An 11,854-nucleotide genomic window follows, 5' to 3' on the forward strand; every position below is an offset into this window, starting at 1 on the left:
GACCACCACCCACTACCGCATGGACGAGCAGGCGCTGCGCCAGGCCGGCATCACCGCCGGCACCGTGCGCCTGTCCATCGGCCTGGAGGATCCCGAAGATTTGATCGAAGACCTGTCCCGTGCCTTGTACGCTTCGCAGAAGTTCTAGCTCTCACTGCGGCGGATGGGCGGCATCCTGGCGTCGTAAAGTGCGCGGTCGCCGGCCTTAAGCGGTTCAGGGCCGGTTTTCCCCGCTCTGTTCCTGCGCGCCCACGCTGCGTCCTCACCGGTGAGAGCTTGTTGCCCGGCACCGGGAACTTTCGGGCCGGCACTTGCATCCTTCGGCTGACTGGGGGACGGATGGAGCCGTCGACGGCTGATCGGGAGTTCTTCGAGCGCGGCGTGGGCGAGGCCCTGGACGGCCTGTACGGAGCCGCGCTGCGCATGTGCCGGAACGACGCCCAGGCGCAGGATCTCGTCGCCGAGGCGGTGATCCGAGCCTGGAGCCATTTCGGCGATCTGCGCGACCGCCAATGTTTTCGCGCCTGGCTGTTCAAGATCCTGACCAACGTGTTCTTCGAGGAGTGCCGCCGCCAAGCCGCCAACCCGAAACCCGCCAGCCTCGACGCTCTGGCGGAGGAGGACGAGGCGTCTGGCGCGCCGTTCTCGATCTTCGAGCGGCTGCACCAGCCGTTCCTGCTGTGGTGGGGCTCCCCCGAGCAGGAGTTTCTCAACGGCCTGCTGCGCGAGCATCTCGAACGCGCGGTCGCCGCGCTGCCGGAAGCCTTCCGCGTGGCGCTGGTGCTGTGCGAGCTGCAGGGCTTCAGTTATCAGGAAATCGCCGACATGCTCGGCGTACCCGTAGGCACGGTGCGCTCGCGGCTCGCCCGCGCCCGCTCCATGCTGCAGCGCGCGCTCTGGGAAGACGCGCAAGCCGCGGGTGTTCTCAAACCGGGCGCCGGCGCACCGCGCGATACCGCGGACGACGTGCCATCGGCGTAAGCGGCAAGCCGATACGAACATGAAAAGGAGCGCGAGGCCGATGTCACCCGAAGCGCGTAGCATTTCCTGCGAAGAGGCGCTCAAGCGCCTCTATGAGCATCTGGATCGCGCTCTGGACGCGACCGAGGCAGCCGAGATCGAGCACCATCTCGAAACCTGCCGGGCCTGCTTTTCCCGGGCCGAGTTCGAGAAGCGGCTGAAGGAGCGGCTGGCCGCGATCGGCCGTGAACAGGCGCCCGAAGCGCTGCAGCGCCGGGTACGCGAACTGTTGCGGCGCTTCTGAACCGCCCAGCGGGACGGGAGCAACATGGTCGCCATCCTGCGCTACCAGCGCGAGCACATCCTCGAGGCCGTGCGCGCGATGTACACCGAGGTGGCGGCCAATCCGCAGAAGGTCTTTCATTTCCCGACGGGCCGTTGCGCCTGCCTGCTCGTCGGCTACCCCGAGTCGGAGCTCGAACGCCTTCCTCCCGGCGCACTGGAATCGTTCGCGGGCGTCGGCTATCCGTTCCTGGCCGGCGCGGTCGGTCAGGAGGACGTGGTGCTCGACGTGGGATCGGGAAGCGGAACCGACACGCTCATCGCGTCGCTGCGCGTCGGTCCCCGGGGCAAGGTGTACGCCCTGGACATGACCGAGGCGATGCTGCACAAGCTGCGCGGCAACGTACGCGAGATGGGTGCGGGCAACGTGGAGGCTCTCTCCGGCAACGCCGAAGACATCCCCCTGCCCGATGCAAGCGTGAGCGCCGTCACCAGCAATGGCGTGCTCAATCTCGTCCCCGACAAGCGCAGGGCCTTCAGCGAGATCTTTCGAGTGCTCGCACCCGGAGGACGGCTGCAGATCGCGGACATCGCGGTGGGGCATCCGGCATCCGCCGAATGCCGGGACAATCCGCGCCTGTGGGCGGAATGCATCGTCGGCGCGCTGCCCGAAGAAGACTATCTGGACGCATTGCGCATGGCGGGCTTCACAGGCGTGGCCGTACTCGCGCGTCTCGACTACTTCGCCCTCAGTTCCAGCGCCGAGACTCGCCACGTGGCGCAGAGCCTGAACGCGCACAGCATCGTGCTGCGCGCGTCCAAACCGCAGCGCGGCGGTGCGGGCCTTGGCGGGCGCGTGCTCTCGTCGCTGCGTATCGCCTGGCGCAACTTCCCCTGATTCGCACACACGTCCGGAAAGCGCCAGCGCACGCCGGTGAGCATCGTGCGCCCTGAGCCTAGAAACAGCTCGCCTCCTTTCCGCTACGCCCCGCAGCCTTCGGACACGCTTCGGCCGGTTCGCCGGGAACTCAGGCCGGCGCGCTTGCATCCTTCATGACTGCGTACACGCGCAACGCATCGAGAGGAGAGGCTGAAATGACCACCGCACAAGCCGTCAATCGCATCGAGCTGGAAGCCAAAGTCAAGGAAATGTATCGCTACGTCGCCGATGCGCCCAGCGGCGAGTTTCACTTCGAAATGGGGCGAACGCTCGCCGAGCGGCTCGGCTATCGGCCGGCCGAACTCGACCGCGTCGCCCCCGAGGCGGTGGAATCGTTCGCGGGCGTGGGCTTTCACTTCGATCTCGCCGCCATCCGTTCCGGCGACACCGTGCTCGATCTGGGCAGCGGGAGCGGAATGGACAGCTTCATCGCCGCCCTGAAAACCGGTCCCGCAGGGCACGTGAGCGGGCTGGACATGACGGATGCCCAATTGCAGAAAGCGGAACGCCTGCGCGCCGCTGCCGGGCTGGAGCATGTCTCGTTTCACAAGGGCTACATCGAGGACGTCGCGTTTGCGTCCGAGACCTTCGACGTGGTGATCAGCAACGGTGTCATCAATCTCTCCGCCGACAAGGCGCGGGTGTTCCTGGAGGCGGCGCGCGTGCTCAAGCCCGGGGGCCGGCTGGCGATCTCCGACATCGTGACCGAGAAGCCGCTGCCCGAAGGCGTGACCTGCAACGCGACGCTGTGGGCCGCGTGCATCGGAGGCGCGATGCAGCAGGACGACTATTTCCAGGTCATCACGCGCGCGGGATTGCACCTGGTTCAGGTACGCGACAACCCGCAATACCAGTTTCTGTCGCAGAACGCGAAGAACGCGGCGCACAAGTACGGCGTGAAGAGCGTTTCGCTGCTGGCGATCAAGTATTGACGGGGATGTGCCATGACCGACACCAAGACCGGGGCTCGGGGGGCGTTCGCCACCGCCGTGTTCACTTGGATCGCCGGGCTGATCGCAGCGGCGTCGTGCCTCGGCATGCCGTTCGCCGCGGCGCTGTTGACGGCACTCGGCGCCGGCGCTTTCGCCACCCGGCACGCGCTGCTGATTCCGATCTTCGAGGCGATGCTGCTCGCGGCGGCCGCCTGCGCCGCCTGGCTCGCGCACCGCACCGGTCGCAGCCGCGCGTACGCCTATCTGGCGGCGTCGGTGCTGCTCGCGGGCATCGGGATCTTTTTCCACGCGGCGCCGGTTTTCGCCGGGATGGCATTGCTGGCGCTGGTGACGGCGCGGTTACTGGGGCACGCCCGGGCCGCCGGCATTTGCTAGCGCGCACCGATATCGCGCGCCAGTGCGTGCACGCAGACCGATGGAAAGCCGGGGCCGCTCGATAGACCCGCTCGACGCCGGCGCGGACGTCAACGCGGTCCGCCGCGGCACCGTGCTTTCCCCGGACCGACAAGAACAAAGCGCCCGCTGCGTCCGTCGGCGTGGGCGCAGGAAACGTCAAGAGGAGCCTGGCGGCGAACTTTTGGCCGCAATGCTCGGAAGGAAACACATGAGGAGTAGCCATGAACAGCATTCTTTGTGGAGTTCTCGCTCGATGCGTCGTTGGGCTGGCCTTTGCGCTGGCAAGCGCCGCCACATGGAGCCAGCAGGACACGGGGAAGCCGTCGCTCTATGAGCGGCTCGGCGGCGTGTACGCAATCGCCACGGTCGTCGACGATTTCATCGAGCGCCTGCTGGTCAACGAGACCCTGAACGCCAATCCCCGGATCAACGAAGCGCGTCATCGGGTTCCCAAGGCCGGCCTGAAGTACCAGGTGACTTCCCTGGTCTGCCAGGTGACCGGCGGACCTTGCGTATATGCCGGACGCGATATGCGCACCGCGCACGCACACCTCAATATCGGGGAGCGCGAGTGGCAGGCGCTGGTCACCGACTTCGTGAAGACCCTGGATCACTTCAAGGTGCCCAAGGCCGAGCAGCAGGAACTTTTGGCGATCGTGGGCTCCACCAAGCCCGAGATCGTGACCCGCCAGTAGAGATAAGACTCGAAAGACACACGACGTGTAGGCACCAGCCTGTCGCGGCGGAAGCTAACGCGTCGTGGAGCGCAGCCGCTGCGCCGCAGGCAAGGGGGCACGAAGAAATCCGCTACAGGTTTCTTGTGCCCCGTTCGATTCACGGCGATGCGCTCCTCTGCGTCCCCCGCTTCCTCCGCGTCGAGAGTCTGCCGCCGGCGCGGCGAACATCATGCCCTGACCAGCTCCAGACCGCGCCAGTCGAAGGTCAGCCCGTGTCCCGGCGTGTCGGGGGCAATCGCGCACCCGTCTTCGATCTTCAACTGCGGGGCGACGAAGCGTTCCAGCCCGAAGCCGTGCGCTTCCAGGTAAGAGCGGTTCGGGGCGGCCGCCAGCAGGTGCACGGTGATGTCGTGCGCCCCGTGGGAGGTCACCGGCAGATTCATCGATTCGGCGAGATGCGCGACCTTCATGAACACCGTGACGCCGCCGCAATTGGTCACGTCCGGCTCGGGATAGGTCACGCCGCCCGACCGGATCAAATTGGCAAACTCGTAGAGCGTGTGCAGGTTCTCGCCGGTGGCGACCGGCAACCCGCCTTCGCGCACGATGCGTACATGCCCTTCCAGGTCATCGGGGATGGTCGGCTCTTCGAGCCAGACTGGATTGAAAGGCTGCAGCGCGCGCGCCGCGCGGATCGCCTCGTCCGCACTCCAGCGCATATTGGCGTCCACCATCAGCGGAAAATCCGGCCCGAGGTGCTGGCGCATGGCCTTCACACGCGCAACGTCCTCGGAGAGCCTGTCGCGTCCGACCTTCATCTTGATGGCGCGAAAGCCCCTGGCGAGGTTGTCGTCGGTCTGTTTCAGCAGCCGGTCGAGCGGGAAGTACAGGTCGATTCCGCCCGCGTAGCAGGGCACTCGCGGATCGGTTCCGCCCAGCAGCCGCCACAGTGCCGTGTTGTGGCGCCGGGCCTTCAAGTCCCAGAGCGCGATGTCCACTGCGGAGATCGCCATCGCAGCGGCGCCGCCGCGGCCTCCGTAGTGCAGCCGCCACCACATCTTCTTCCACAGCGCCTCGATGCGATCGGCCTCCTCCCGAAGCAGGATGGGCTTGAGATCGCGTTCGATGGTGGCGAAGACCGCCGCCCCGTTGGCGCCGACGGTGAAGGTGTATCCCACCCCTTGCGCGCCGTCGCTGTCGCCGATGCGCACGGTGATCAGTTCGAACTTCGCCAACTCCCCGTGTGTGCTGTCCGAGAGCACGACCGGAAGGGGAATCAGATAGTGTCCGGTTTCGATGCTGGCGATGGTCGAGTTCATGGGGCTCCTCGTTTCTTGTCGGCCGGCGGTTGGCGCGAGAGCCAGTAGAATGCGCCCTCGAGCCGGACCCTTATGCGGAGCGCGCAGTGTACCTGAACGTCGGCGGCCATCGGGCCTATGCCTACACGGCCGGCCGTTCGATCGACGGCAACAAGCCGACCGCGGTGTTCGTGCACGGTGCGGCGAACGACCACAGCGTCTGGGCGCTGCAGAGCCGCTATTTCGCCTACCACGGCTGGAACGTGCTCGCGGTCGATCTTCCGGGCCACGGCAAGTCGCAGGGCAACGCCCGCGAAAGCATAGAGGCGCTGGCCCACTGGGTCATGGAACTGCTCGACGCGGCCGGCGTGGCGCGAGCGGCGCTGATCGGGCACAGCATGGGATCGCTCGTTTCGCTGCACGCCGCGGCCAGCGAACCCGCGCGCGTCGCGCGGCTTGCCCTCGTGGGCACCGCGATCCCCATGGCGGTGTCCGAGGCCCTGCTCGCCAGCTCGAAAGCGAACGACCATGTCGCCTTCGAGATGATCAACGCCTACTCCCACAGCCCCGCAGCGCAGATCGGGGGAAACCGTGTCCCGGGGCTCTGGATGCTGGGCAACAACCTGCGACTCATGGAGCGCTCCGCGCCCGGAGTGCTCCATGCCGACTTCGTCGCCTGCAACAGCTACACAGCCGGACTGGAAGCGGCGGGGAAAATCGCCTGTCCCGTACTGCTGATACTGGGCAAGCGTGACCTCATGACGCCGATGAAATCGGCACGGGAACTCGCCGCCAGGCTCAAGGATGCGAAAGTCGTCGCGCTGGACGGCGCCGGGCACGCGCTGATGGCGGAGAAGCCCGACGAGGTATTGGACGCGTTGATCGGTTTTTTGACCGGGAGAGACCCCTGATCGCCGAGAGCGCCGCGGGCTCCTGGAAGGCCGTCGCGAACGCCCCGGCGCCGGGTGCAAGCGGACTACTGGTCGGATGCGTCCGCGCGGTTTTGCAACTGCCGGTTAGCGTCTTCGAGCTTCTTCTCGAATTGCTGTTTCGTCTGCTCGGCCTGTTTGGCTTCCTGCGCCTTGATGGAGGCGCCGGTGGCCGCCGTGCTCGCCGTCTCACTGACTCCACAGGCGCAAAGCGCGAGCGCGACAATGATCGCAAGAGCTGACTTCATGGGCGCCTCCTTTCAGAGTACCGGTAAGTGATCGAAACCGCAGCTCAGGCAGCCTGAAGAATCTTCCGCGCCTGGTTGAGCATGGTATCGACGTCGCTCACTTCGAACTTGCCGGGCTGCTCCACGTTGAGCGATTTGACCACGCCGTCGACGACCAGCATCGAATAGCGCTGCGAGCGCACGCCCATCCCGCGGGCGGTCAGATCGAGCTCCAGCCCCAGCGCCCTGGTGTAAGCGGCGCTTCCGTCGGCCAGCATGCGCACCTTGCCTTTGGCCCCCTGCTCCTTGCCCCAGGCGTTCATCACGAAGGCGTCGTTGACCGAAACGCACCAGATCTCGTCGACCATTTTTCCGAGCTGATCGGCCTTCTGCACGTAACCCGGCAGGTGCTTGCCCGAACACGTGGGCGTGAACGCCCCGGGCAGCCCGAAGATCGCGATACGCTTGCCTTTCGCCATCTCCTGGACCTTGAATTCGTTCGGTCCCACGGTGCAGCCCGGGGTTTCGTCCTCGATGTATTCCCACAGCACACCGGCGGGAAGCCTGTCCCCGACCTTGATCGCCATGTTCTTCTCCTTCTGGTGACTATGACCAAGCATATTTTACTCCCGGCCCCGTTCCCCGGACCGCAGGGGATTCGCGCTTTCCCGCTGCCGTTTCCGGCTGGTGCCCGCTCCGATCGCATTGACAGAGACGGCGAGTCGAATAGACTTTGCGGCCGCACAGGACGACGCGATGAGCAAAGCATTCACCGCACAGACGCGGCCGGACGACGAGACAGAAGAGGAATCCGGGGCTGCCCTTCCGGCCGGCGTCAAGAACTACATTACCCCGGCAGGCTATCGACGCCTGAAGGCGGAAGCGCTGCGCCTGCTCGACAAGGAACGCCCCGACCTGGTCAAGGTCATCCAGTGGGCCGCCTCGAACGGCGATCGGTCGGAGAACGCGGACTACATCTACGGCAAGCGGCGGCTGCGCGAGATCGACCGGCGCATCCGTTTCCTGACCAAGCGGCTCGACGCCGCCGTGGTGGTGGATCCCGCAGATCGCGAACCGACCGACCAGGTCTTCTTCGGCGCGACCGTGACAGTCAGGCACGGCAACGGCGAACGAAGGACCTATTCAATCGTAGGCGTCGACGAGGCCAACCCCTCACGCGGCCTGATCTCCTGGGTCTCTCCGCTCGCCAGGGCACTGCTCAAGGCGCGCGAGGGCGACGTGGTCACGCTGCGGATGCCCTCCGGCGTCGAGCAGATCGAGGTCGTGCAGGTGCAATACAAGCAAATCAGCGAGGCGTGAGGGAAGAGGTTTTGTGGGCGCGAGAAGCAAGGCAGCGCACCGCCTGTCCCGCATTCTCCACACCTGCGCTTGCCCATTTCGGCCTCACGCCCCCTTTACGCCTCGGGCCTCGTCTCGCCTCCCAGCGCCTGGCTGAGCGCTCGCACCAGCGGCCCCAGTTTCGGAGGGTTCGCTTCCAGGCCCGGCCTGACGCCGTAGTGCTCCAACGCACGACTGCAGACCGGACCGATCGAGGCCACGAGCGTTCTGCGCAGCCCATCTTTCAGCTCCGCGGTCCTGCCTTCCGTTTGCGCCACCGCGAACAAGTTCTGGACCTGCGAGGCGCTGGTGAAGACCACCGCGTCCACGTCCACTGCGCCCAGGCGATCGATCAGATTCACCAGGGGCGTGACATCCCGCGGCAGCGCCCAGCGATAGGTCGGCACCTCGATGACGGTCGCGCCGCGTTGCTCGAGGGCCTCCTCCAATTCGACGTTGCTGTCGCCGTAGCGCTGCACCACGACCCGCTCGCCGCCGATTTCGAGCGCGGCGACGGCATCCAGCAATTGCCGCGTGGTGTAGGGCTCGGCCGCGCTGAAATCGATCCGCACCTGCCGCCCGCGCAAGACGGCCGTGGGTTTGGGCCCGCGGACCGCCACGAGCGAACGCTGCAGAAGGTGTTGCAACGCTGGCGTGACACCGAGGTTATCGGTCGCGTCGAACAGGGCCCGGGTGCCGACGCCGGTCTGGAACACAAACAACCGGGCGGGGTGCCGGGCCAACTCCTCGACCAGCGCGCGAATACGCGGCAGATCGACCTCCGGCACCTCGGCCAATGCCGGTGCCGAGATCGGCACGCCGCCCTGCTTGCGCACCATGTCGGCCAGGTGCTCGGCGAAGCGGCTCTCCAGGAGCGCGATCGTCTTGTCTTTCATGAAATCGGTTCACATTCTGAACTGCGCAACACAGGGAGGAAAGCACAGGCAGAAGAGCCAACCAGGAGGACACAGAAAAAAACCAGTCCGACGACACAACCAAACGTCACGCTGTAGAAGCACATGAACCACCAGCGCCCTTGTCTCTCCTCACCTTGAGGTAGTCGGACAGCATTCGCACCTTTTCGCTGCCCAATCCATACCGCGGCCCCCTTTCGCTCATTCAACGCGACGGGAAGCCGCGGTGCTCATCGCTTTGACAAACGCCATGTCGGGCCAACGGGCGTCGTTGCGCGACGGTCCGGTTCAGCGGTTGTGCGTTTGGCGCACAGCGCAAGAACGTCCAAAAAGTGGGCAAGAGCCTACAAGCGCATTGCGCTTCAAACACCGATGCTGAGCGCCAAGGCCGTTATCGCTGACTGGAGCAGGCGGCCGCAACGATTTTCAACTCGTGCAAAGGAGGCAGTCATGACACGGAAGTCCCCCACACTCGTTCTCGCGCTCGCCGGTGCGGTGGCGCTCGGGCTGGCAGGCTTGGCACAGGCCGACGACCGTGGCGGTGCGGTCGAATCGCAGGCAACCATGATCAAGTCGCGCGGCGCGGACGCCGCATATGCCGACTTGATGCGCGACTGGAGCTACAAGGGCGCCGACCAGGGCAAGGCGGTCAATCTGCGCTCCGATCCGGAACTGACTGCGGATCTGATGCGCGACTGGAGCGGCCCGGCCAAGGGTACGGCGGTGCAAAGCCGGCGCGCGCCGCATTCGCGCGCGGCGGAGTCGGCCTACGACGACCTGATGCGCAACTGGGGCGGGTGAGAAACACCCACCCCCTTCACCCCGGCCTTTCCCGCCGGGCGTAGAGGGTGAAGAAGCAAAGGGCGACCGATGCCGGTCGCCCTTTGTGTTTTCTGCCGCTCGAAGGTCACCCGGGACCGGCCGTCAGAACCCTTTTTGAAGCGCATGCTCGCTTTATTCTCGTTGTTGCTCTTATTGGCGTGCCTGGTGCCCTGGTGGTTCGGTCAGATTTTCTCCGCGCGTACGGTGGCGGCGCTCTGGCCGAAGAGGAACTTCCTCGCTTCGTCATCCACCACGGGCTGGCTGCTGATCGCCTTGCCCTTCTCGTAGGCGCGCACCACGGCAGGCCGCGCCCGGATCGCCTCGAACCAGCGTTTCAGGTTCGGAAAGTCCTCCAGATTCTGCTGCTGCCGGGCGTGCGGAACGATCCACGGATAAATCGCCATGTCGGCAATCGAGTATTCCCCCGCCACGTATTGCCGATCCGCGAGCTGCCGGTCGAGCACGGCGTAAAGGCGCGAGGTCTCCTTGACGTAGCGGTCGATCGCGTACGGCAGTTTCTCGGGCGCGTAATGGACGAAGTGGTGGTTCTGCCCCGCCATCGGCCCGAGACCGCCCATCTGCCAGAACAACCACTGCAGAACCTGCACCCTGCCGCGCAGACCGGCCGGAATGAACCGCCCGGTTTTCTCGGCCAGATAGAGCAGGATCGCGCCAGACTCGAACACCGAAATCGGCCCTTTGTCGTCGGATGCTTCGCGATCGATGATCGCCGGCATCCGGTTGTTCGGCGAAATCCTCAGGAAGTCGGACTTGAACTGCTCACCGCGCCCGATGTTGACCGGAACGATCCGGTACTCGAGCCCGGTTTCTTCCAGGAAGATCGTGATCTTGTGCCCGTTGGGCGTGGGCCAGTAGTAGAGCTCGATCATGGTCTTGACTGGGTATCAAGCGGACCGATCGCCGAGGCGGGCCCGGACGAGCGTCGCCTTCGTCCCGCGCGCCTCACCCCTTTTTGCCCGACGTCTCCCGCCTCTCCTCATCACGGAATGATCCGATTCGCCCGAAACCCCGCGAACAGCCGCGAGAACATTTCCTCCGAATCCACAGTTTCGCAGAAGCCTGCGCGGCGCGCTTTGCCGCAGTCTGAAATGACATCCCACTCGGCCGAGAAGACGAAATCGCCGAACTTCCAGGCGGCGACATCTTCGAAGCGGTTGGGTTCCAGTCCGTGCTTTGCCACGATGCGCTCCCACACCGGGGCCTTGTCCTGCATGAAGTCCTGCAACGAAAAAGGTCTCGGCGGGCCAGCCTCGAGGCCGAAGAGCGCGGCCAGCTTCGGCCAGACGTACTCCCAGCGGAACAAGTCACCGTTGGTGATGTTGTAGGCCTGGTTCGCGCACTGCGGGCTGGTGGCCATCCATTCGATTGCCCGCGCCAGCAGGCCGGAGTCGGTGACCTGATAGAGCGTTCTCCAGTTCGCCGGCTTGCCGGGATGCGAGAACACCATTCCGAGTTCCTTGCAGATAGAGGCATAGACGGCTAGCACCATCGTGAGGTTCATCGAATTGCCCAGGGCGAATCCGCACACGGCGTGCGGGCGCACCGCGGACCACGTCCAGTCGCGGCCGCGCTGGCGCACCTCCAGGAGGTCCTGCTGTGCGTAGTAGAACACTTCGGAGGCCAGGCGCGGATCGGTTTCCTTCGCCGGCGTCTTGAACGGTCCGAGGTGGCTGCCGTACCACTTTGTTCCTTGCACCAGGTGTACGTGCTGCAACTGCGTGGCTGCCGGCTCGATCGCATCGAGGAGATTGCGCAGCAGCGCGACATTGTTCTCGCTCGACTCCTGCGTGGTCGGCCGCTCCACATAGGCGGCGTAGAAGACGTGGCTCACCGCGCGCAGTTCCCCGAGCCGCGCCTTGCACTGCGCCGCATCGGCCAGATCGACGGCGACATGGCGATAGTTGCCGGCTACCTCCGGGCTGCGGCGCGAGACCGCGATCACGCTCCAGTCCGGTTTCGCGACCAGGTGTGCCAGCAGATAGCGGCCCACGACCCCGGTCGCTCCGGCCACCAAAGCGGTCTTCATGGTTTGCCTCGCATGGGGTCGCCGTCCCCTTCGCTATACTGGCCGCCTTTTCTAGACCATCGGCGCGAATT

The 11,854-nt window shown here is 65.5% G+C and carries 16 protein-coding genes; 10 read left to right on the forward strand and 6 right to left on the reverse strand.

Annotated elements, in window-relative coordinates:
* The 7 genes from VNM24_14775 to VNM24_14805 form a co-directional block, all read left to right on the forward strand.
* Positions 1-148 (forward strand): PLP-dependent transferase (locus tag VNM24_14775; GenBank protein ID HWQ39843.1); only part of this gene is annotated, 148 nt, incomplete at its 5' end.
* Between the two features lie 191 nt (positions 149-339).
* Positions 340-981 carry a sigma-70 family RNA polymerase sigma factor gene (locus VNM24_14780; protein HWQ39844.1) on the forward strand — a complete coding sequence of 214 codons (642 nt, stop codon included), beginning with the start codon at positions 340-342 and terminating at the stop codon, positions 979-981.
* 40 nt (positions 982-1,021) lie between these two features.
* Complete coding sequence (locus tag VNM24_14785; GenBank protein ID HWQ39845.1) at positions 1,022-1,264, forward strand: zf-HC2 domain-containing protein; 243 nt, start codon at positions 1,022-1,024, stop codon at positions 1,262-1,264.
* Between the two features lie 24 nt (positions 1,265-1,288).
* On the forward strand, positions 1,289-2,140 hold the full coding sequence (locus VNM24_14790) for a methyltransferase domain-containing protein (GenBank protein ID HWQ39846.1): 852 nt from the start codon (positions 1,289-1,291) through the stop codon (positions 2,138-2,140).
* A 197-nt stretch (positions 2,141-2,337) separates the two neighbouring features.
* Complete coding sequence (locus VNM24_14795) at positions 2,338-3,114, forward strand: methyltransferase domain-containing protein (protein HWQ39847.1); 777 nt, start codon at positions 2,338-2,340, stop codon at positions 3,112-3,114.
* Positions 3,115-3,126: 12 nt separating this feature from the next.
* On the forward strand, positions 3,127-3,510 hold the full coding sequence (locus tag VNM24_14800; protein ID HWQ39848.1) for a hypothetical protein: 384 nt from the start codon (positions 3,127-3,129) through the stop codon (positions 3,508-3,510).
* Positions 3,511-3,752: 242 nt separating this feature from the next.
* Entirely contained in the window at positions 3,753-4,226 is a 474-nt protein-coding gene (locus VNM24_14805; protein ID HWQ39849.1) for a group 1 truncated hemoglobin, read from the forward strand.
* 209 nt (positions 4,227-4,435) lie between these two features.
* Here the strand turns inward: VNM24_14805 and VNM24_14810 are convergent, their stop codons facing one another.
* The gene (locus tag VNM24_14810; GenBank protein HWQ39850.1) at positions 4,436-5,527 is read right to left on the reverse strand and encodes a mandelate racemase/muconate lactonizing enzyme family protein; all 1,092 of its coding nucleotides are present in this window, start codon (positions 5,525-5,527) and stop codon (positions 4,436-4,438) included.
* An 86-nt stretch (positions 5,528-5,613) separates the two neighbouring features.
* On the opposite strand from VNM24_14810, the gene VNM24_14815 reads away from it, so the two are divergent.
* Positions 5,614-6,417 (forward strand): alpha/beta hydrolase, encoded by an 804-nt coding sequence (locus VNM24_14815; protein HWQ39851.1) that lies wholly within the window; start codon positions 5,614-5,616, stop codon positions 6,415-6,417.
* Positions 6,418-6,482: 65 nt separating this feature from the next.
* Here VNM24_14815 and VNM24_14820 read toward each other — a convergent pair whose 3' ends face one another.
* Both VNM24_14820 and VNM24_14825 read right to left on the reverse strand, forming a co-directional pair.
* Positions 6,483-6,683 (reverse strand): hypothetical protein, encoded by a 201-nt coding sequence (locus VNM24_14820; protein HWQ39852.1) that lies wholly within the window; start codon positions 6,681-6,683, stop codon positions 6,483-6,485.
* Positions 6,684-6,727: 44 nt separating this feature from the next.
* Positions 6,728-7,249, reverse strand: a complete 522-nt coding sequence (locus VNM24_14825; GenBank protein HWQ39853.1) for a peroxiredoxin — start codon at positions 7,247-7,249, stop codon at positions 6,728-6,730.
* 169 nt (positions 7,250-7,418) lie between these two features.
* Between VNM24_14825 and greB the strand changes: the two genes are divergently transcribed.
* Positions 7,419-7,982, forward strand: a complete 564-nt coding sequence (gene greB, locus VNM24_14830; protein ID HWQ39854.1) for a transcription elongation factor GreB — start codon at positions 7,419-7,421, stop codon at positions 7,980-7,982.
* 95 nt (positions 7,983-8,077) lie between these two features.
* Here the strand turns inward: greB and VNM24_14835 are convergent, their stop codons facing one another.
* A complete protein-coding gene (locus tag VNM24_14835; GenBank protein HWQ39855.1) occupies positions 8,078-8,896 on the reverse strand; it encodes a uroporphyrinogen-III synthase in 819 nt (272 codons plus the stop codon).
* A gap of 468 nt (positions 8,897-9,364) precedes the next feature.
* Here VNM24_14835 and VNM24_14840 point away from each other — a divergent pair, with 468 nt between their 5' ends.
* The gene (locus VNM24_14840; protein HWQ39856.1) at positions 9,365-9,715 is read left to right on the forward strand and encodes a hypothetical protein; all 351 of its coding nucleotides are present in this window, start codon (positions 9,365-9,367) and stop codon (positions 9,713-9,715) included.
* 203 nt (positions 9,716-9,918) lie between these two features.
* On the opposite strand, the gene VNM24_14845 is transcribed toward VNM24_14840, so the two are convergent.
* Both VNM24_14845 and VNM24_14850 read right to left on the reverse strand, forming a co-directional pair.
* Complete coding sequence (locus tag VNM24_14845; protein HWQ39857.1) at positions 9,919-10,626, reverse strand: glutathione binding-like protein; 708 nt, start codon at positions 10,624-10,626, stop codon at positions 9,919-9,921.
* Between the two features lie 110 nt (positions 10,627-10,736).
* Entirely contained in the window at positions 10,737-11,783 is a 1,047-nt protein-coding gene (locus VNM24_14850; protein ID HWQ39858.1) for an SDR family oxidoreductase, read from the reverse strand.
* Positions 11,784-11,854 lie beyond the last annotated feature (71 nt).

The organism is Burkholderiales bacterium (genome assembly GCA_035560005.1).
Taxonomy (GTDB): Bacteria; Pseudomonadota; Gammaproteobacteria; order Burkholderiales; family Eutrophovitaceae; genus DASRFY01.